The sequence below is a fragment of the Hydrogenophaga sp. PAMC20947 genome, from assembly GCF_004795855.1.
GTDB lineage: Bacteria > Pseudomonadota > Gammaproteobacteria > Burkholderiales > Burkholderiaceae_C > Hydrogenophaga.
This window is the reverse complement of record NZ_CP039252.1, coordinates 169,357-189,530: the sequence shown is the minus strand read 5'-3', so window position 1 is coordinate 189,530 and position 20,174 is coordinate 169,357. Positions and strand designations below refer to the sequence as shown.

The following is a 20,174-nucleotide window of genomic DNA, read 5'->3' as shown; positions in this document are numbered from 1 at the left end:
AGCGCACTATAATGCGTTGCGCCAGTCGTGTGCTGTAAGTGATTGATTTCCTTGAGTTTAAGGCTTTCACAAACAGCAGGCTCCTGCGGCAAACGATGCTGCGGGCCCGATTGGGCACAGTTGCCACCCGTTGCCTGAGTGCGCGGTAGCCGCTTGACGAGAGCTCTGACAAGAGAGCCCGAGCCGCACCAGCAAACCGACGCAACGGGCGAATCCGTGAGTAAAACTGCGAACCCGAATACGGAATACCCAATCAGCCAGCCAGGCTGCTGAGCCGCGAATGGCGGCCAGACCCAGGCTGGGTGAGGACGAAGTGAACCCAGTGAAACCAGTGGCCAGATCCCTTTCAATGACATCTGTCGCGCCCTTGCTGCTCACCCAACTCCACGCGCCTACGCCTTGACTCGGCGTTCGGAGCTGGCCCGCCCACGAGGCCCGCCGCTCTGACGATATGCGAATGTCCAGCCCAGCTGGCATCCCGGGTCAATGGCTCTCCGGCAATTCCTCCCCTTGTTCGCGCTTTTCCGCTGATTCATGGCGTGTCGGCGTCTGGGCCTTTGCCCGATGCCTTGTCAGTGTCAGAACCAAGGAAACTACATCATGAAACGGATGTTGATCAACGCCACGCAGGCCGAAGAACGCCGCCTGGCGATCGTGGACGGGCAAAAACTGCTCGACTATGAAATTGAAATTGAAGGGCGCGAACAGCGCAAAGGCAATATCTACCAGGCCGTCGTGACGCGCGTAGAGCCTTCGCTTGAAGCCTGTTTCGTCGACTACGGTGAAGACCGCCACGGCTTCCTGCCTTTCAAGGAAATCTCGCGCCAGTATTTTGCAGCCGGCGTCTCCGTCAATCAGGCCCGCATCAACGACGTGATCAAAGAGGGCCAGTCCCTGCTGGTGCAGGTCGAAAAAGAGGAGCGCGGCAACAAGGGCGCTGCCCTGACCACCTTTGTCAGCCTGGCCGGCCGCTATGTGGTGCTGATGCCCAACAACCCACGCGGCGGCGGTGTGAGCCGGCGCATCGAAGGCGAAGACCGCCAGGAACTCAAGCAGGCCCTGGACCAGCTCGAATACCCCAACGGCATGAGCATCATTGCCCGTACCGCTGGTATCGGCCGCGATGCCGCCGAACTGCAGTGGGATCTGAACTACCTGCTCAAACTCTGGACCGCCATTGACGGTGCATCCAAAGGTGGCAAGGGCGCCTTCCTGATCTATCAGGAATCGAGCCTGGTGATTCGCGCCATCCGCGATTACTTCAATGGTGACATCGGCGAAATTCTGATCGATACCGACGACATCTTTGAGCAGGCGCACCAGTTCATGGCGCACGTCATGCCCGAGCACGAGCAACGGGTCAAGCGCTACCGCGACGACGCACCGCTGTTCAGCCGTTTCCAGATCGAACACCAGATCGAAACCGCCTACAGCCGCACGGTTATTCTGCCCAGCGGTGGCGCCATCGTGATCGACCAGACCGAAGCGCTGGTGGCTGTCGACGTGAACTCGGCACGCGCCATCAAGGGCGGCGACATTGAAGAAACCGCGACCCGCACCAATCTGGAAGCCGCCGACGAAGTGGCCCGCCAGGCGCGACTGCGCGATCTGGGCGGCCTGATCGTTATCGACTTCATCGACATGGACGAGTCGAAGAACCGCCGCGAAGTGGAAAACCGCCTGCGTGACGCACTGCGCCAAGACCGCGCCCGTGTGCAGTTTGGCTCCATCAGCAAGTTTGGCTTGCTGGAAATGAGCCGCCAACGCCTCAAGCCCACGTTGAGCGAAGGCGCCTCGATTCCTTGCCCCCGTTGCGGCGGCTCCGGCCACATCCGCGATACCGAGTCTTCGGCACTGCAGATCCTGCGCGTGATCCAGGAAGAGTCGCTCAAGGACAGCACGTCTGCCGTGCTGGTGCAGGTTCCAGTCGAGGTGGCCAGTTTCCTGCTCAACGAAAAACGCACCGAAATCACCAAGATCGAGCTCAAGCAGCGCATCAACGTGCTGCTGGTGCCCAACAAATCGCTGGACACACCCAACTACAAACTCGAACGCCTCAAGCACGACGACGCACGTCTCGACAACCTCGATGTGAGCTACAAGATGGTCGCCGAAGTGGACGACGTCGCCAGCTTCACACGCCGCAGCCAGGAGCGCACCAACAAGCAAGAGCCCGTTATCAAGGGCGTGTTGCCCGATGGTCCGGCACCTGTCGCAGCACCCAAGCCGGAAGCACATGCTGCAGCACCGGTGATCAGCGCGCCCGTGCAGTCGGCTCCCTTGAGTGCGGCTCTGGCCGTGGCTGAAAAGGGCTTCTTCGGCTGGCTCAAGGGCTTGTTCGGCATGCCCGAAACGGCTGCGCCTGCACCCGTGGCGCCTTCGACCTCAGCGGCTTCTGCCAAGACGGAATCCCGTGAAGGTCGGAGCGACCAGCAACGCCGCGAAGGACGCGGCGGTCGCGGTGGCCGCAATGGCACCGGTGAGGGCCGCAATGCCCGCGACGGCAACCGCAATACCCGCAACAGCGAAGGTGGTCGAGGCGGGCGCACAGAAGGCCGCAACGAAGAGCGGGTTGAAGGTCGCCAGGGCGAAGCGCGCGCTGAAGGCCGAGACACCCGTGAAGGTCGTGAACCCCGTGAACCCCGCGAAGGCCGCGGTGGCGAGCGCCGTGGAGAAGGCGGTCGAGGCGAAGGCCGTCAGGGTGGCCGACGCGATGGGCGCCGCGACAACCAGCCGGGCATTGACGGTGCACAAGCACAGCCAGCTGCAACGGAGGAATCCCCTTCGATCGAGTCTGGTGATCAGCAACGTCGCGAGCGCCGTGGACGCAACGACAGCCGCCGCCGCAACCCAACCGGGGACGATGCAGCGCCCGCCGCTGCCCAGGCCTTGACGACCGGGGTCGATGTTCCTGCGTCTGGCGCAGCCGATGACGCCGCGTTGAGCGATCAGCAGGCCACTGGCGCACCGACAGAAGAGACTGGCGAACCACGTGCTCCGCGCGAGCGCCGCAGCCGTGACCGCTATGGCCGCGACCGCCGCGACCGCGCACCCCGTGAATCGCAAGACGGTGAAGGCAACACGGCCGAGACTGTTCAAGCAGGTGAGTCCTCTGCTACCGCAGAATCCCCGGCACAGGAAGAAGCGCCTGCTCGCAGCAGCTATTTCTCGATGCCCGTGGAAGCGACGCCTGCCGAAGCCGCCCCTGCCGCTGTAGCAGCTCCGGTGGAGGCCCCTGCTCCTGCTGCAGTGGCTGAAGCCGTCCCGGCTCCGGCTCCCGTGCGTGAACAGCGACAGCGTACGGCTGCCGTGGCACCGGTGGAAGCTCCGGCGCCCGTCGTTGCTCCTGCTCCTGCTCCTGCTCCTGCTCCTGCTCCTGCTCCTGCTCCTGCTCCTGCTCCTGCTCCTGCTCCTGCTCCTGCTCCTGCTGTTGCTGTTGCTGTTGCTGCGCCCAGTGGACTGCCCAAGGTTGAAGCCTACGACTTGCCCCTGGATGCCATGAACGATGTAGCGGCAGCCAGTGGCCTGCAATGGGTGAACTCCAACCCCGAGCGGGTGGCACAGGTTCAGGCAGCGATTGCTGCTGAACCCAAGCCGAAGCACGTGCCCCGTGAGGTACAGGCCGCGGTGCTGGTTGCAGAAGGCCCTCTGGTGCTGGTCGAGACGCGCAAGGACTTGAACGACGTGACCTTGCCTTTTGAGTCCTCGTCAGCTGGCTGACCACAGGTGAGCCGCTGAGGCTCACTGGTCACCCATGAAAAAGCCCGGCGATGCCGGGCTTTTTCATGGGCTCAGTGCTCCTTCGAGAGAGTCTCACCGGGCGTCCACCGAACAAACCACAGGGCTGATGCGGTCAGATCCTCACCCCGTCATGGGCGGCTTCACATCCCTTCGTTGTTGCATCGCCAAGTATCCGCATTCAGCTTGAGGGGAACTTCGGGCACGACGTGGTGGCCGCAAGGCCAGCGCGCAGCCAGGACGTCGGCACTGTGCGCAGAAACATTCGAACGACCCCATCGTATGAACGCGGCTCATTGGAGCATTCACCACGCCATCCAAGCCACTTGAAAGACGCCAACAGGCGCAGCTCGAACGGAAATCCTGACGGGGCTGAACCCCAATGTAAGGCGCACCACCGAGCGCCTTGCTCAGGAAAGCCTGGCCTGGCGATCTCAGTCCAGCAGCGCGGCCTTTTTCCAGGCCTGTTGCGCTGCGATTGCGTCGCCCCGCTCTTCCGCCAAAGCGGCCATGGACCGCCAGGTTCGGCGCAACAAGCCCGCGTCTTTGAGGCCATGGCTGGCCTGCCCGAGCAACTGGGCGGCCTTGCCCCACAGCTGTCGCTGCATGCAGGCCTGCCCTGCCAGATACTGGAGGTTGGCATTGTTCGGCCACTGCCGCTGTGCTTGCTCCAGGCGCGCCAGCCAATCTGCATCCAAGGTCGACAATCCTGGCTCCAGCATCAACACCAACTGCTTTTGCAGCGAAGCATCCAGCTGGGCGAATTGTGCCCAAACAGGATCCAGCCACCGAAGGACCAGATCGCCTGTGTTTTTGTGGTCGATTTCGCCTTGAACACCGGGAGCCTTGGACAATTGGTGGGCTCGCTGGGCAGCGGCCAGACCGATTTCAGGCATGGCGCGTTCACTGGCATCCAGTTTTTCCCATACGCGACGCAATTGAGACACATCGTGTGCCTCCCGCAAGGCGTCCAACGCCAGTCCTCTCACAATACTCACTGCGACTTCGGGCGAGAACGCCCGGTGTTTGGCCAGCAGACGGGACGTCTCCAGCGCCTCGGCGGTGCTGCCCTCCATCCGTGCCACACGAAGCTTCAACCGCAACGCCTGTATCCGGCGAGCCGCACCTTGCGGCAGCTCGGCCAGGCGGGCACGCGCCACCTCGGTATCCCGGTCCTCCACGGCCCAGCGAGCTGCCCGCAACAAAGCGCCTTCATGGGCATCGGGCGAAGAGGCCACCAGAGACGGCGTCATCGCAGCTTGAAGGTGTTCGTCGCGCAAGGTATGGTTTTGCAGGGACTGCGCGCTCTCGGCCACCAGCAAATGCGCCAGCATTTGCATCTGCTCTCGTTTGGGCAACGGCGTCCCGGGCGACACCTTGAGCTGCTCCAGTGCACTCAGGCCTGCGGCCTGAGCCCTGACGAACCGGCCGGACAATTGCTGCGAAAGCGCATCCAGCACACCCGCCACGGCGGCACGCTCGATTTGCTGCGCTCGCCACCGTTGGGCCTGACCGGGCAGATCCCTCAGCAGGGCAATGGCCCGCAACGCGAGATAGACAAGCACGAACCCCGTGATCAACCCGAAGAGCACCAGATTGAACGAGACATCGAACCGGTAAGGCGCCCAGAAAAGGCTCACCAAAGCCTGGTTGCGCCCCACCAGCAAGGCCAATGCGACAGCGATGCCTGCCAGACCAAGCAACCAGAACACGCTGCGCATGGCGCCACCTTGTTTGTGCCCGACCATCATCGACCTCCAGCGGCCGTCGCCAACGCAGCCAGACTCTCGTCAGGGCCGGGCAGCTCCGAAGCCGACAATTCGGTGCTCAATTCAGCCAGCGTGACCAAAGCAGCGGTCACAGACGAATTGTCCACCTCAAAATAGTGCTCGAGGGTCTTGGACGTGGAAGCAAGGTCGGCCTGGGCCGCCTCGGTCTGGCGCGCCAGCAATCCCAGGCGGGCATTGAGCAAACGCAGCTTGATGTTTTCGCGCAAGAAGAAAGCCTGTTCGGGCGCCAGCAACGCAGCCTCAGGTTTATCGATGCGACTCACACGCACCAGCTCACGGCCGTTGTGCGTCACAGCGACCCACACCCGGCGCCAGAAACTGCGCCAAGTCTGCGTGATGCGCGCCCAACCTGGAGCCGAGGCAACGGCAGTCGACTTTTGCTCTGGCTGTGGTGAACTTTCATTGGCTGAAACTTCGGTGGCAGCGTCGGAGGCGGCCACCACATCGGAAGTCGTGGCAGCAACTTGGCTGGCTTTGGTCACCGCCAACGAGGCTGGCTGATTCAGCATGGGCCAAACATCGGCCTGGCGCGAAAGCTCATCAAGGCGGCGAACCAAGGAAGGCACATCGGTCAACGACGCACTCTGGATGCGCTCGATGTCCCGGGCGATGGCCCGTTGCACGGGATTGAGGCGTGGCTGTGCTGCTCGGCCTATGCGTTGATCCGCCGCCTGCAAAGCAGACAGCAAAGGCTGGGCACTGCCAGTCAACTGGGTTTGCTGCAAGGCCAGACGCAGGGCCGACTCGATGTCTTGCACCAGATTGTCGTCGCGCGAGCGCGAGAGGCTGAGCATCAACTCTTCGAGCTGACTGCGTTGCAAACTCACTTCAGAGAGTTTGACCTCCGCCACCGACAGCCTGGCTTTCAGCTCGTGCGTCAGCGCTTCAGCCTGACCGGCCAGCGCACGCGCTTCCCCGACCTGCGTGGTGCTTTCCTGGCTTCGGCGGGCCAGTTCTTCTTGAGTAAACCCCAACCGCTGCCACAACATTCCTGCGGCGACCAGGGCGCCTACAGCCAGCAACAAGGCCAATATGCCCAGCCACACGCCACCCGATCTAGGTGCAGGTGGGTTTGTGGCTGGCGGATGCAAGACCGGCGCTGGAGACGGCGAAGCGACGGGGGTCGAATCGGGTACGGCAGGCGCGGAAGAAGAGGTGTCTGGGGTGGAATTGTTCATGGGGAGCTCCAGTGGGATTTTAGAGCCCGCACCACATCATCCAAAGATGGGCGGGATTCTTGAACATCCAGAAAGCCCGCTGAGCGGGCGGCTTGTGCAATACGGGGATGGGTGACCAGCGCGCTGGACGAGGACCAGTCGGCATTCGGGAGTGCCTGTTGCAGGTGCTGCAAAGCTTCGGAACTGCTGAACAGCCAGAGACTGCCGGGTTCAGCAGCGGCAGCGGCCAGCGCGAGCTCGGCGGGAGACCATGTCGGGGAACAGCGTTCGTACGCCACACAGGCATCCACCGTGGCGCCTGCGGCCTCACACTGCCCCATCAGCCAGTCCCGGCCTTGTCCCGCCTGTGCCGGTGTGTCCTGAAGCCGGGGCGCGGTTCCTTCAAGCGGATCAGAGGAGCCTCGCACGACCAACACCCGGCTGCCAGGTCGAAGCTGGCCTCGAACCACGGGCCACAAGGCCTCGGAGTCAAATTGTGGCGCATCGGCCGACGGGGAATCCATGCGCGCCGGCTCAACGCCGTGCGATGCCAGCGCCTGAGCCAACGAACGAGCCGTGCCGGGGCCAGGCGCCCAGAAACGGGTTTCCACCAGTTGCCCCGGGGCGGGCGCGGACACCTCAGTGGAGAAAAAATGCTTCACGGCGGCGCCGCTGACAAACATCAGCGCATTCCAAGTCAGCCATTGGGCTCGCGCACGGCTGAGGGCACGCTGAACTTCCGGCGAGCGGGGTGGCCCAATGGCGATCAGAGGCAAGGCCAGCGCAGGCCAACCCCGGTCCATCAGCGAACGGGTCCAGAGCAACGCATCAGCGTCAGGCCGCGTGACCATCAGCCGCTGCAAACGAGGAAGGGTCATCTCCGAAACGACGCTCATCGCCCTTCTCAGCCCTGCGCGGGACTGGGGGCACCAGCAGCCTGCAAAGCTTGCGTGACCCGCATGCCCAGGGCCTCGGCTTGCTCGAGAGAAGTCACCTCACCCTGAGCGCCCACGCGCACCAGCGGTGCATGGCCTTCAGGGTCTCCCCAGGCCGCGTCCAGACGCAGCTGCTCAGGGCTGACCGCATCCCAGTCCGAATAGGCCGCCAGCGGCATGGAACAGCTCCCACCCATGGCGCGAGACACCGTGCGCTCGGCCGCCACCCTGAACCAGCTAGGCCAGTGGATCAGAGGCGCCAGCGCCCCCATCAAATCGGTGCGGTCAGCTCGCACCTCGATCCCGAGCGCCCCCTGACCTGCTGCGGGCAACGACTGGTCGGGTTCAAAGACTGCGCGGATGCGGTTCTCCAGTCCCAACCGCTTGAGCCCGGCCGCTGCCAGCACGATCGCGTGGTAGCCGCCTTCGTCCAGCTTGCGCAAGCGGGTATCCAGATTGCCGCGCAGAGGTTCGATGCGCACGTCGGACCGACCCAGTTGATCCAGCGCAGCGCGCAGCAAGACCAGACGCCGCAAGCTGGATGTACCCACCACAGCACCGGAAGGCAAATCGGCCAGCGTCGCACAACCTGGCGACACCCAGGCATCACGTGGGTCTTCTCGCTCCATCACACAAGCGAGCGCAAACCCCTCAGGCAGGTCCATGGGGACATCCTTGAGCGAATGGACCGCGATATCGGCACGCCCTTCTTCGAGAGCCACTTCGAGCTCCTTCACAAAGAGCCCCTTTCCACCCACCTTGGAGAGGCTTCGATCCAGAATCTGATCGCCTTTGGTGGTCATGCCCAACAAACTCACCCGGTGACCCAGGCCTTCAAGCAGGGCTTTGACGTGCTCGGCTTGCCACAGGGCAAGCCGGCTCTCGCGGGTCGCGATGGTGATGGACAGCGACACAAAGACGCTTGAGGCGGTTGGGCTTGAAATAGACACAGGCAAAAATCAAAAAAATATCAACGCCCCATGACGGAACGGCTCGGTCTTGGTACCTGTTTGGTAACTGACCCATGCTCTGGGATGCTAGCATGTCCGCTGCCCAAAAATGAAGCAACTCCCTCGGAGACCATCCCTTCCATGAGCCCTACCGCCCCCACCACTGCACCCAGTGCGCGCGCCGCGCGTGCTCGTACCGCCGCCTTGCCTGACAAGGACTTGCCTCTGGTCGAAGACATCCGGTTGCTGGGACGCATTCTGGGCGACGTGATTCGCGAGCAGGAAGGCAAGCCGGCGTTCGACCTCATCGAACAGATCCGGCAGCTGTCCGTGGCGTTTCGCCGGCACGACGACCGCCAAGCCGATCGGGATCTGAAAAAATTGCTGAAGAAACTTAGCAGCGATCAAACCGTGAGTGTGATCCGGGCGTTCACCTATTTCAGCCACTTGGCCAACCTGGCCGAAGACCGCCACCACATCCGCCGCCGCGCCATTCACGAACGGGCCGGACAGATGCAGCAAGGCAGCTTGGCGCTCACGCTGCAGCGCCTGCAGCAAAGCGGCGTTTCCCGGAAGAAAATCGTGCAGACCCTGGCAAAAAGCCACGTCTCGCCTGTGCTCACCGCCCACCCCACCGAAGTCCAGCGAAAGAGCATTCTGGACGCCGAGCGCGCCATTGCCCACTTGCTTGGCGAGCGCGAACAAGTGCTGCCGCGCGACCACGCCGAGTTCGAGCTGCAATTGCGCGCCCGCGTGACCCAGCTCTGGCAAACCCGTCTGCTGCGCTTCACCAAACTCACCGTGGCTGACGAAATCGAAAATGCCCTGAGCTACTACCAGTCCACCTTCCTGACCCAGATCCCCCGTTTGTACCGGGATCTGGAAGAGGGGCTCGGAGAGCGTGTGGAGCCATTTCTTCGCATGGGCCAGTGGATTGGCGGCGACCGCGACGGCAATCCCAACGTCACCGCCCCCACATTGGAACTGGCCTTGGACAGCCAGGCAGAGATGGCGCTGCGGCATCACCTCACCCAGGTTCATTTGCTGGGCGCCGAACTTTCGGTCTCGGCCATGCTGGCCAAGGTCAGCCCTGCGATGCAGGCACTGGCCGAGAGCTCGCCCGACACCAACGCCCACCGCCAGGACGAGCCCTACCGCCGCGCGCTCACAGGTATGTACGCCCGTCTGGCCGGCACCCTGAAGACCCTCACCGGTGGCGAAGCGGCGCGGCATGCCGTGGCGCCTCAGGCGCCTTATGCAAAGGCCAGTGAGTTCCTCGCCGACCTCCAGACCATCGAGGCCTCTCTGGTGGCCAACCACGGCTCGGCACTCGCTCGGGCCCGCCTGCGCCCGCTGATGCGGGCGGTCGAGGTCTTCGGTTTTCACCTCGCCACGGTCGACCTGCGCCAGAGCTCGGACAAGCACGAAGAAGTGGTGGCTGAGCTTCTGGCTTTCACACGCATCGAAGCCGACTACAGCGCCCTCGACGAAGAAGCCAAACGCGCGGTGCTGTTGCGCCAACTCAACGACACCCGTCCCTTGCGCCTGCCCGGCGCACAGTACTCGGATCACACCCTGAGTGAGCTCGCCATCTTCGACACAGCCCGAGCCGGGCGCGAGCGTTTTGGGGCCAATGCCATCCGGCACGCCATCATCAGCCACACCGAGACCGTGAGCGATCTGCTGGAGGTCATGCTCCTGCAAAAAGAGAGCGGCATGATGCACGGTTTGCTCAACGAGGGTGCGGTGTGCGACCTGATCGTTGTGCCCCTGTTCGAAACCATCGAAGACTTGCGCAACGCGGCGCCCATCATGCGCGATTACTACGCCTTGCCTGGTGTCAAGGCCATGGTGCAGCGCGGCGCCAGGGACGGCTATTGCGAGCAAGACATCATGCTCGGCTATTCCGACAGCAACAAAGATGGCGGTATTTTCACCAGCAACTGGGAGCTGTACCGCGCCGAGACAGCCTTGGTGGCGCTGTTTGACGCCCTCAACGGCAAAGCCAAAAAACCGATCCAGCTGCGCATGTTCCACGGCCGGGGCGGGACCGTGGGCCGAGGTGGCGGCCCAGCCTACCAAGCCATCCTGGCCCAGCCACCGGGCACCGTGCGCGGCCAGATACGCCTGACCGAGCAAGGCGAAGTGATCGGTTCCAAATACGCCAACCCCGAGATCGGGCGTCGCAATCTGGAAACCCTGGTCGCGGCAACGCTGGAAGCCACGCTGCTGCAAACCACGCAAGACGCACCCGAGGACTTCCTGGCTGCGGCCAACGAGCTGTCGCTGGCCAGCATGGCCGCTTACAGGGCCCTGGTCTACGAAACGCCTGGTTTCACCAACTATTTCTTTTCTGCCACACCGATCCGCGAGATCGCCGAACTCAACATCGGCTCACGCCCGGCTTCGCGCAAGGCCAGCCAGAAGATCGAAGACTTGCGCGCGATTCCCTGGGGCTTCAGCTGGGGCCAATGCCGCTTGACTTTGCCTGGCTGGTACGGTTTTGGTTCAGCGGTGCAAAAATTTCTGCAACTCCATGGCCCCAAAGGCGTGGCGAAACAAAAAGCCCTGCTGCAAAGAATGCTGGCCGAATGGCCGTTCTTCAACGCCTTGCTGTCCAACATGGACATGGTGATCGCCAAAAGCGATTTGGCACTCGCATCGCGCTATGCCGATCTGGTGGACGACAAACGCCTGCGCAACAAGGTGTTCGAAGCCATCGAATCCGAATGGCACCGCACCGCCGAAGCGCTCACGCTGATCACGGGCGCCAAACAGCGCCTGGTGAACAACGAGGCGCTGCAGCGTTCGATTCGCCACCGCTTCCCGTACATCGATCCGCTGCACCACCTGCAGGTCGAACTGATCCGCCGCTACCGGGCCGATGAACACCAGGCCCACACCGACGAAAAAGTGCGCCGAGGCATTCACATCTCCATCAACGGCATCGCAGCAGGCCTGCGCAACACGGGATAGGGCCTCGGTGCCTGGTCCATGCAGGGGCAAATCGACCTGCACGGTCAAAGCCACCGCCTGGTGCGGTGGCTTTCTGACCACCCGGCGGCGGCGGCGCCAAGCTCCTAGAATGGAGCGATGCTAGCCTCCACCTCCAACGCAGATCTCCACTGCCACTCCAACGTCTCCGACGGTACGCTCACACCCGAATTGCTGGCTCAGCGGGCCAAAAACCACGGTGTTGAACTCTGGGCATTGACCGACCACGACGAAGTGGGAGGCCAGGCGCGCGCCTTGGCAGCGGCGAAAGCACTGGAGCTGCCATACCTCACGGGGACAGAGGTGTCGGTCACCTTTGCCGGCGAAACCGTGCACATCGTCGGCCTGGGTTTTGACCACACCAACGATGCGCTGGTGAAAGGCCTGTACACAACGCGCGGCGGACGCGAAGAACGGGCACGCCAAATGAGTGCCGAGCTGGAGCGCGTGGGCGTTCATGGTGCCTTTGAAGGCGCCATGAAGTACGTGGGCAACCCCGAACTGATCTCACGCACCCACTTTGCCCGCTACATCGTGGAAGCCGGATTCTGTGCGGACACCAATGCTGTGTTTCGAAAGTACCTCGCCGACGGCAAACCCGGCTTTGTGGCCCACCGGTGGGCGAATTTGCGAGACGCTGTGGGCTGGATCACAGGGGCGGGTGGTGTGGCCGTGATCGCGCACCCTGGCCGGTACCGCTTCAGCGCCAACGAAGAATTCGCCTTGTTCACAGAATTCAAGTCACACGGCGGCCAAGGGGTCGAAGTGGTTACCGGCGCGCATGGGCCGGCCGACTACGCCAAGTACGCCGATTTTTGCCGCGAATTTGAACTCGTTGGTTCCCGCGGCAGCGACTTTCACAGCCCCGATGAGAGCCACACCGATCTGGGCAAGCTGCCCTTGCTGCCCACCGGTGTCACGCCGGTATGGTCACTGCTCGAATCACGCATTCACTGATGGCGCCCCTTGCTGGGCGTACAAGCCCGCAGGCAGCTATGGGCATCGGCTTTTTGGTGCTCGCCGTTGCTTGTTTTGCAGTGCTCGACACCGGCGTCAAATACGTGGGCGCCTGGGTTCCGATCGTGGTGGCCGTGTGGTTTCGCTATGTTTTTCAAGCCCTGGCGGTCACGGCATTTGTGCTGCCAACGCGTGGCAAAAGTCTGCTCACCACCCAGCATCCCCGTTTTCAGCTGCTGAGAGGCTGCCTTTTGCTCACGGTCAGCGCCTTGTCGTTCGTGAGTGTGCAATTCATGCCCGTGGGCGCCTTCACCGCTTTTGTGATGACCGCACCGCTGGTTGTGACGCTGCTGGCCGCTCTGTTCCTCAAGGAAAAGGTCTCCAACTGGCGCTGGTCGCTGGTCGCTGGTGGTTTTCTCGGTGCATTGCTGATCGTGCAGCCAGGGCAGGACATCGTAGGCTGGGCGAGTTTGTTGCCCATGGCCATGGTGTTTACCTACGCCTGGTTCCAGATCCTCACCAGCAAGATGGCCCAGACCGAAGACCCCCTCACCATGCACTTCTACACGGGCTGGGTCGGGGCGCTGGTGACCAGTGCCATCTTGCCCTGGGCCTGGGACTCGCTGCCAGAACCTGGCCACCTTGCGGTCTTGTGCCTGATCGGCCTCATGGGAACGGTTGGCCACTTTCTGCTGATCCTGGCGTTTGCCAGAGCGCCCGCCTCCACGCTCACCCCGTACCTCTACTGCCAGATCGGATTTGCCATGTTCTGCGGGTGGGTGGTGTTTGACTACGTCCCGGGCAGCATGGAGCTCAGCGGCATCGCCCTGATCGTGGTTTGCGGCGCCACAGCCGGCTGGCTCACCTCCCGTGAGAAGCGCCTGCCTGTCGAACCCCCTGAGCCCTGAACAACCGCATCTGCGCTCTGACGGGTTCGGGGATACCGAGCACAATAGAGGGCATGTCCCAGTATTTTGAAGTTCACCCCGACAACCCACAACAGCGGCTGCTGAAACAGGCCGCCCAGCTGATTGGGCGAGGTGGCGTGCTCGCGGTGCCCACCGACTCGAGCTATGCGCTGGTCTGCCAGCTCGATGACAAAGCGGCGGCCGACCGCCTGCGGCGCATCCGCCAGGTCGACGACAAGCACCACCTCACCCTGCTCTGCCGGGACCTGAGCGAGCTGGCCAGCTACGCCAAGGTAGACAACCGCCAATACCGGCTGCTCAAGCTCGCCACGCCCGGTCCCTACACCTTCATTCTGGAGGCCAGCAAAGAAGTGCCACGCCGGGTCAGCCACCCATCGCGCAAGACCATCGGGCTTCGCGTTCCCAACCACCCGACCTTGCTGGCGCTGCTCGAACTCCTGGACGCCCCTTTGCTTGCCACCACCTTGATCCCGGCGGGCGAAACCGAACCCATGAACGACCCGCAGGCGATCCGCGAGCAATACCAGCACGACATTGCTGCCGTGATCGATGCAGGGGCTTGCTCGCTGATGCCGACCACGGTGGTTGACCTCACGCCCATGGGCGCCGGTGGTGAACCGGAGCTGGTGCGCGCCGGTCAAGGCCCGCTGGAGCCGCTCGGCCTTTGAGCAGAGCCCACCTCCGGCGCCCGCCCGGAGCGACCCAGCCGCTTCTGGGACAATACACGGTTTGACCGACTGACGCCCCATGGATATTGCCCAAATCATCCAGACCGTAGCCATCTACGCTCTGCCCGTGCTCTTCGCCATCACGGTGCACGAAGCAGCGCATGGTTATGCGGCGCGCCACTTCGGCGACAACACGGCCCACATGCTGGGGCGCATCACCCTCAATCCGCTCAAGCACATCGACCCGGTGGGCACCATCGCCATGCCTCTGTTGCTGTATTTTGCGACCTCGGGCGCCTTTCTCTTCGGGTACGCCAAACCGGTTCCCGTCAATTTCGGGCGGATGCGCAACCCCAAGCGCGACATGGTCTGGGTGGCCCTGGCCGGCCCTGGCGCCAACCTGGTGCAGGCGGTGCTCTGGACCATCGCGTTGTACTTCATTGTTGCTTCGGGTGCTGAAGAGCGTTTCTTCATCGAAATGTGCCGAGGCGGCGTGCTGGTCAATCTCGTGATGTTTGCCTTCAACCTTTTCCCACTGCCCCCGCTCGACGGCGGCAGAATTCTGGTGGGCCTTCTGCCCAACCATCTGGCGCACACCGTTTCGCGTATCGAACCCTGGGGCTTTTTCATCGTGATGGCTCTGGTGATTTCAGGCGTGGTGGGCAACCTCTGGCTCCGCCCTCTCATGGTCTTGACCAATCAGACCATCGAATGGGTCCTGACGCCTCTGCGCGCCCTGCTCTTCTAATTTTTCCGACCTGTTTCATGAGCACACAACGCGTCCTCACCGGCATCACCACCTCGGGCACACCCCATCTGGGCAACTACGTGGGCGCCGTGCGGCCCACCGTGCGGGCCAGCCGCCTCGCCGAAGTCGAGAGTTTTTACTTTCTGGCCGACTACCATGCCTTGATCAAAACCGGTGACCCTGCAAGGGTTCAGCGCTCCACGCTGGAAATCGCCGCCACCTGGCTGGCCTGCGGACTGGACCCCGAAAAAGTCACTTTTTACCGCCAGTCGGACATTCCCGAAATTTCCGAGCTGATGTGGATCCTGACCTGCGTGACGGGCAAAGGCCTGCTCAATCGGGCCCATGCCTACAAAGCGTCGGTTGACAAAAACCAGGCCAGCGGCGACGAGCCCGACAGTGGGGTGACCGCAGGGCTGTTCATGTACCCCGTGTTGATGGCCGCCGACATCCTCATGTTCAACGCCCACAGCGTGCCCGTGGGGCGAGACCAGGTTCAACACATCGAGATGGCCCGGGACATCGCGGCCAGCTACAACCACCTCTACGGCGAGCATTTCACCCTGCCAGAAGCGGCCATCGAAGACAACGTGGCCCTGCTACCAGGCCTGGACGGTCGCAAGATGAGCAAGAGCTACGACAACACCATCCCTCTGTTCGTGCCCAGCGAACAGCTTCGCAAGCTGATCATGGGCATCGTGACCGACTCCAAAGCCCCCGGTGAGCCCAAGACCACCGACGGATCCGCTGTGTTTCAGCTTTACCAGGCATTTGCCTCGGCGGACGAAACGCAGGCCTTTGCCCAGCAGTACGAAGCCGGCATCGCCTGGGGTCAGGCAAAGGAGCAGCTTTTTGAACGCCTGGACGCGGAAATTTCACCCATGCGATCGGTCTATGAAGAATTGATGCGTGATCCGGCCCAGATTGAGCGCACACTCAAAACTGGCGCCGAGAAAGCTCGCTCCGTCGCCACGCCGTTCACCGCCCGAGTGCGCCACGCCGTGGGCCTGCGCTCACTGGACACCCAGACGACGGCTGCCTCCAACAAAGGCAGCAAGCCTTCGGCGGGTGCGGCTTTCAAACAGTACCGGGAGAAAGACGGGCAGTTTCACTTCAAGCTGGTGGACGCCAAAGGGCAGCTGCTGCTGCAAAGTCTGGGCTACACCTCACCCAAAGAAGCGGGTCAGGCCATTGGCCTGCTCCAGCGAATGGGGGCACAAGCCCTGCCATCTTTGACGGTCCAGCTGGCATTCCAGGCCCCCGACGAGCAACTGATCCCCGCACTCAAGACCCTGACAGAGAATCAAGGCCAGGAAAAATGAACCCGGTAACCGGAGACAGGGTCTAAAGACCCCTTGCAGGTGCTTTTGAAGCGTACCAAAGCCTTGTTTGACCGAATTCGGCACAGGGTAAATAGAATCAAGGCATGCATCTGGCCTCTTTTTTGATCGCCAAATGCAAGCATTCCCGATATGCTGTCACATTGAATTTCACATCACACCGCCCTTGCCATGAGTATTTTTGTTATTGACGACCACCCGCTGATGCGCGAAGCAGTCGTCATGCTGTTGCGCCGCCTCCGTTCCTCGACCCAAGTGATCGAGCTCGAAAGGTTGGCCACGGTCAGCAAGGCCATTGCCGAACATGGCGAGCCCGAGCTGGTTTGCCTTGACCTGAAGTTGCCCGACACCCACGGCGTCTCTGGTGTGCGCGAAATTCGCCAGATGCTGCCCGACACATCGCTGATCGTGTTGTCAGCGTCACCCGCTTCTGACTACGAAGACTTGGCCCGCGAAGCGGGCGCCGATGCCTATGTCGAAAAATCGGCTGGTGCGGCACAGATCGGCAAGGTACTGCGTGAGTTTCTGGCCGATGAGGTGGAAGACGAAAACGCACCCATCATTCCCGAAAAACTCTCCAAGCGCCAGAAACAACTGCTGGTCATGCTGGATCGGGGCCTGTCCAACCGAGACATCGCCGAACAACTGCAAATCAGCGAGCATACGGTCAAGGTGCACCTGTGGCGCCTGTTCCGCCGCCTCAACGTCAAGAGCCGCTCGCAAGCGAGCCACCTGGCCCGCACGGCTGGCCTGCTTGACCTCTGAGTTATAGACCGGAAGGGGGGGGCTGGCCCAAAGCGCCAGCTTGCCCCCGCCAGGCGCCTAGGCGGGGCCCGAACCCTCTCAACCGGTTCAGATCAAAGCAAAGGCGTGAACTCTGAGTTCAACACCACCTCTGGCATCAGCGGGGAAGCTTCGACCGATGTCTGGGTAAATGCTGGCAGCAACACCCGGAATACGCTGCCCTTGCCCTCTTCGGATGACAGGGCCAGCTGATAGCCCATGAGTGTCGTCAGCTTGGACACAATGGTCAGCCCAAGGCCCAGGCTGTCTTCCGTGCCCTGGTGCTGGGCCACCCGGAAAAATTCTTGGAAAATCGACATCTGGTGCTCATGGGCGATGCCCACACCCGTGTCCCACACTTCGAACACCAGCATCCCCTCGCGCTCGCGCAAGGACATCAGCACACCGCCCTGGCTGGTGTGCCGCAGGGCATTGGACAAGAGGTTGCCCAGAATGCGTCGAAGCACCACAGGATCGGCCCACACCGTGCGCGGCTTGGCGTAGGTTCTGAGGCGCAATGACTTGCCAGATGCAACCGGTTCAAACTGCGTCACCAGGTCTTTGAACAGCTGTGCAACGTCTACGTTTTGCAGACGCACCTTGTAGTTGCCCGCATCGATGCGCGTCAGGTCAAACAGGGAATCAAAGAGCTCATTGATGGCGCGGGTGGACTGCAATATGCGCGGCGCGATATCGCGCGCCATCTCGGGCTCGGTTGCGAGCCAGTCGGCGTACAGACTCAGGGCATGCACGGGCTGGCGCAGATCGTGTGCGGCCGACGCCAGAAAACGGTTCTTGGTCGCCACCGCCCGGATCGAAGCACGGGTCTGCTGGGTCAGCGAGTCGATCAGCTCCTGGTTTGAAAACTGCAGCTCCAGGCTGGCACGATGGACCTGGTTCAGTCGCTTGCCTGCCGTGGTCAGGAGCCACCAGAAAATCAAGGCCAGCAGCGCCAGCGATAGGGTCACCTTCACGATCTCGGTGGTCAGTGGTTGAAACAACATGGGCACACAAAGGCCTAACAACACCGAAATCATCATGCCGCGGGTGTAGATCCGGAAAACTGGCAAAAATGAACTGAACGATGCAAGGCATATGAAACCATTGCCGACCACCACAATGCCGACCACAAACTGCGTCAACAAATCGGTCTGCAGATAGGTCATGGCGACCGTCGAGCCCCATAAAAACCCAGCAAAACCCCATGCCCATGCGTAGTGGCGCATGAATTCGGTGCGCATGGGGCCTTCGACACTGTCGTAACGCGTTCGGTACAGGCCAATCTTGTGATAGCGGTACAACAAGATCACCAGCATTGCGATGGCCCACCCCCCCACCGCCGCCGGCTGCACCTCTCCGACCATCAAGTAGCCGACAACCGGCAATGCCAATATCGACGCGATCAACGAGGGCATGGCCTGCCCCATCAAGACGCCGATCAATTGGGAAGTCACCCACTCATCCCGCACCTCAGGCGAGGCACTCAAGTGTTGATGGGTAGCGGGTTGGGTATCAACAAGCATAGGCGGTGATGGGCAACAAGTCTTTCATTGTCGCACTGTCTTTTTTGTCGAACCCACAAAAAAACCGCACTCAGCTCCTGCTAGAATATGAGGCTTCGACACGGAGAGGTGGCAGAGTGGTCGAATGTACCTGACTCGAAATCAGGCGTACCGCAAGGTACCGAGGGTTCGAATCCCTCCCTCTCCTCCAGAACCCATCGTTCTGACAACGGCGCCCACTGACCAGTGGGCGTTTTTGTTTGTGCGGCCGATGCAAGACCGCCAGACCCCGCGCAGCAAAAAAGCAAAAAGCCCTGCACTGCAGGGCTTTTCTCTGGTGAAACCTTATGCAGGCCAGCGATCAGGCTGCGCCCAGGCGCTCCAGGCCTCCGATATAGGGGCGCAAGGCTTCGGGCACTGTGACGCTGCCATCGGCATTCTGGCAGTTCTCCAGCACGGCCACCAAGGCACGCCCCACAGCCAGCCCTGAACCATTGAGGGTATGCACCAGCTCATTCTTGCCCTGGGCATTCTTGAAGCGGGCCTGCAGGCGGCGAGCCTGAAAGGCCTCACAGTTCGACACCGAGCTGATTTCGCGGTAGGTACTCTGGGCCGGCACCCACACCTCCAGATCGTAGGTCTTGGTGGCGCCAAAGCCCATGTCGCCCGTGCACAGGCTCATCACCCGGTAAGGCAAGCCCAGCTTTTGCAACACCGCCTCGGCATGGGTGGTCATCTCCTCCAGTACCTGGTAGCTCTGGTCTGGGTGCACGATTTGTACCATTTCGACCTTGTCAAACTGGTGCTGACGGATCATCCCGCGCGTGTCGCGCCCGGCGCTGCCCGCCTCTGACCGAAAACAAGGCGTGTGGGCCGTGAGACGGATGGGCAGATCGCTTTCAGCCAGCACGGTGTCGCGAACCGAGTTCGTCAAGGTGACTTCGCTGGTGGGAATGAGGTAGAGCGCCTGGGTGTCGGGCACGGCTTCACCGTCTTGCCCGCCCTTTTTCACCGCAAAAAGATCGCCCTCAAACTTGGGCAACTGACCCGTTCCACGCAGGGTCTCAGCATTGACGATATAGGGGGTGTAGCACTCGGTGTAACCATGCTCCTGGGTCTGTACATCCAGCATGAACTGGGCCAGCGCACGGTGCAGGCGCGCGATCGGGCCCCGCATGAAGGTGAAGCGTGCGCCGGCCAGTTTCGCGCCGGTGTCGAAGTCCAGACCGATCTTCTCACCCACCTCGACATGGTCGCGCACCTCAAAGTCAAAGGTGCGAGGTGTGCCCCAGCGGCGCACTTCCACATTGCCCTCTTCCCCGGCGCCCACAGGCACACTCTCGTGTGGCAGGTTGGGTACGGCCATCAGCAACGACAGCAGATCAGCCTGGATCACCTCCAGTCGAGCGGCAGATGCCTCGAGCTCAACCTTGATCTCACCCACAGACACCATCAAAGTCTCGGCGTTTTCACCTTTGCCCTTGAGCTGACCAATCTGTTTGGACAGGGTGTTGCGCTGGCTCTGGAGCTCTTCGGTACGGGTCTGCAAAGTTTTTCGTTCGGCTTCGAGCGCCTTGAAGGCATCCACGCTCAGGAAGGCCTGTGGCGTCTTTCGGGTCTCGAGCCGGGCGATCACGCCGTCGAGGTCTTTGCGGAGGGAGGTGATATCTAGCATGGGAGGAT

General features: G+C 62.0%; 14 protein-coding genes and 1 tRNA gene. 9 read left to right on the top strand and 6 right to left on the bottom strand.

All coding sequences use genetic code 11. The features are described 5' to 3' along the window. Nucleotides 1-600: 600 nt before the first annotated feature. The gene (locus tag E5678_RS00815) at nt 601-3,720 is read left to right on the top strand and encodes an Rne/Rng family ribonuclease (RefSeq protein ID WP_136176774.1); all 3,120 of its coding nucleotides are present in this window, start codon (nt 601-603) and stop codon (nt 3,718-3,720) included. 452 nt (nt 3,721-4,172) lie between these two features. Here E5678_RS00815 and E5678_RS00810 read toward each other — a convergent pair whose 3' ends face one another. Genes E5678_RS00810 through hemC form a run of 4 tightly spaced genes read right to left on the bottom strand, consistent with a single transcriptional unit; the run spans nt 4,173 to nt 8,570 of the window. Beyond that, nucleotides 4,173-5,459 (bottom strand): heme biosynthesis HemY N-terminal domain-containing protein, encoded by a 1,287-nt coding sequence (locus E5678_RS00810; protein ID WP_136176773.1) that lies wholly within the window; start codon nt 5,457-5,459, stop codon nt 4,173-4,175. Nucleotides 5,460-5,485: 26 nt separating this feature from the next. Then, nucleotides 5,486-6,706 carry a uroporphyrinogen-III C-methyltransferase gene (locus tag E5678_RS00805; RefSeq protein ID WP_136176772.1) on the bottom strand — a complete coding sequence of 407 codons (1,221 nt, stop codon included), beginning with the start codon at nt 6,704-6,706 and terminating at the stop codon, nt 5,486-5,488. Further along, nucleotides 6,703-7,581 carry a uroporphyrinogen-III synthase gene (locus tag E5678_RS00800; protein WP_247596867.1) on the bottom strand — a complete coding sequence of 293 codons (879 nt, stop codon included), beginning with the start codon at nt 7,579-7,581 and terminating at the stop codon, nt 6,703-6,705. Before E5678_RS00800 ends, E5678_RS00805 begins: the two co-directional genes overlap by 4 nt. Before the next feature lie 8 nt (nt 7,582-7,589). Next, nucleotides 7,590-8,570 carry a hydroxymethylbilane synthase gene (hemC, locus tag E5678_RS00795; RefSeq protein WP_247596866.1) on the bottom strand — a complete coding sequence of 327 codons (981 nt, stop codon included), beginning with the start codon at nt 8,568-8,570 and terminating at the stop codon, nt 7,590-7,592. Nucleotides 8,571-8,711: 141 nt separating this feature from the next. Here hemC and ppc point away from each other — a divergent pair, with 141 nt between their 5' ends. The 7 genes from ppc (at nt 8,712) to E5678_RS00760 (ending at nt 16,971) form a co-directional block, all read left to right on the top strand. Further along, nucleotides 8,712-11,546 (top strand): phosphoenolpyruvate carboxylase, encoded by a 2,835-nt coding sequence (gene ppc / locus E5678_RS00790; RefSeq protein WP_136176771.1) that lies wholly within the window; start codon nt 8,712-8,714, stop codon nt 11,544-11,546. A gap of 117 nt (nt 11,547-11,663) precedes the next feature. Beyond that, nucleotides 11,664-12,521, top strand: a complete 858-nt coding sequence (locus tag E5678_RS00785; protein ID WP_136176770.1) for a 3',5'-nucleoside bisphosphate phosphatase — start codon at nt 11,664-11,666, stop codon at nt 12,519-12,521. 38 nt (nt 12,522-12,559) lie between these two features. After that, nucleotides 12,560-13,429: a DMT family transporter gene (locus E5678_RS00780; RefSeq protein ID WP_247596865.1), complete on the top strand. Its 870-nt coding sequence runs from the start codon at nt 12,560-12,562 to the stop codon at nt 13,427-13,429. Nucleotides 13,430-13,482: 53 nt separating this feature from the next. Next, entirely contained in the window at nt 13,483-14,118 is a 636-nt protein-coding gene (locus E5678_RS00775; RefSeq protein WP_136176768.1) for an L-threonylcarbamoyladenylate synthase, read from the top strand. 79 nt (nt 14,119-14,197) lie between these two features. Then, nucleotides 14,198-14,866, top strand: a complete 669-nt coding sequence (locus E5678_RS00770; RefSeq protein ID WP_136176767.1) for a site-2 protease family protein — start codon at nt 14,198-14,200, stop codon at nt 14,864-14,866. Nucleotides 14,867-14,883: 17 nt separating this feature from the next. After that, nucleotides 14,884-16,188: a tryptophan--tRNA ligase gene (locus E5678_RS00765; protein ID WP_136176766.1), complete on the top strand. Its 1,305-nt coding sequence runs from the start codon at nt 14,884-14,886 to the stop codon at nt 16,186-16,188. 189 nt (nt 16,189-16,377) lie between these two features. Next, nucleotides 16,378-16,971 carry a response regulator transcription factor gene (locus tag E5678_RS00760; protein ID WP_136176765.1) on the top strand — a complete coding sequence of 198 codons (594 nt, stop codon included), beginning with the start codon at nt 16,378-16,380 and terminating at the stop codon, nt 16,969-16,971. Between the two features lie 92 nt (nt 16,972-17,063). On the opposite strand, the gene E5678_RS00755 is transcribed toward E5678_RS00760, so the two are convergent. Continuing rightward, the gene (locus E5678_RS00755; protein ID WP_168708459.1) at nt 17,064-18,476 is read right to left on the bottom strand and encodes a HAMP domain-containing sensor histidine kinase; all 1,413 of its coding nucleotides are present in this window, start codon (nt 18,474-18,476) and stop codon (nt 17,064-17,066) included. Between the two features lie 138 nt (nt 18,477-18,614). On the opposite strand from E5678_RS00755, the gene E5678_RS00750 reads away from it, so the two are divergent. After that, nucleotides 18,615-18,702, top strand: a tRNA-Ser gene (locus tag E5678_RS00750). Nucleotides 18,703-18,852: 150 nt separating this feature from the next. Here E5678_RS00750 and serS read toward each other — a convergent pair. Next, nucleotides 18,853-20,166 carry a serine--tRNA ligase gene (gene serS, locus E5678_RS00745; RefSeq protein ID WP_136176763.1) on the bottom strand — a complete coding sequence of 438 codons (1,314 nt, stop codon included), beginning with the start codon at nt 20,164-20,166 and terminating at the stop codon, nt 18,853-18,855. Nucleotides 20,167-20,174 lie beyond the last annotated feature (8 nt).

Excerpts from the sequence above, each read along its gene's own strand:
- E5678_RS00785 (WP_136176770.1), top strand. The coding sequence starts at position 11,664 with ATGCTAGCCTCCACCTCCAACGCAGATCTCCACTGCCACTCCAACGTC.
- E5678_RS00765 (WP_136176766.1), top strand. The coding sequence starts at position 14,884 with ATGAGCACACAACGCGTCCTCACCGGCATCACCACCTCGGGCACACCC.
- E5678_RS00760 (WP_136176765.1), top strand. The coding sequence starts at position 16,378 with ATGAGTATTTTTGTTATTGACGACCACCCGCTGATGCGCGAAGCAGTC.
- E5678_RS00780 (WP_247596865.1), top strand. The coding sequence starts at position 12,560 with ATGGGCATCGGCTTTTTGGTGCTCGCCGTTGCTTGTTTTGCAGTGCTC.
- serS (WP_136176763.1), bottom strand. The coding sequence starts at position 20,166 with ATGCTAGATATCACCTCCCTCCGCAAAGACCTCGACGGCGTGATCGCC.
- E5678_RS00800 (WP_247596867.1), bottom strand. The coding sequence starts at position 7,581 with ATGAGCGTCGTTTCGGAGATGACCCTTCCTCGTTTGCAGCGGCTGATG.
- E5678_RS00770 (WP_136176767.1), top strand. The coding sequence starts at position 14,198 with ATGGATATTGCCCAAATCATCCAGACCGTAGCCATCTACGCTCTGCCC.
- E5678_RS00810 (WP_136176773.1), bottom strand. The coding sequence starts at position 5,459 with ATGCGCAGCGTGTTCTGGTTGCTTGGTCTGGCAGGCATCGCTGTCGCA.
- ppc (WP_136176771.1), top strand. The coding sequence starts at position 8,712 with ATGAGCCCTACCGCCCCCACCACTGCACCCAGTGCGCGCGCCGCGCGT.
- E5678_RS00775 (WP_136176768.1), top strand. The coding sequence starts at position 13,483 with ATGTCCCAGTATTTTGAAGTTCACCCCGACAACCCACAACAGCGGCTG.
- E5678_RS00815 (WP_136176774.1), top strand. The coding sequence starts at position 601 with ATGAAACGGATGTTGATCAACGCCACGCAGGCCGAAGAACGCCGCCTG.
- E5678_RS00805 (WP_136176772.1), bottom strand. The coding sequence starts at position 6,706 with ATGAACAATTCCACCCCAGACACCTCTTCTTCCGCGCCTGCCGTACCC.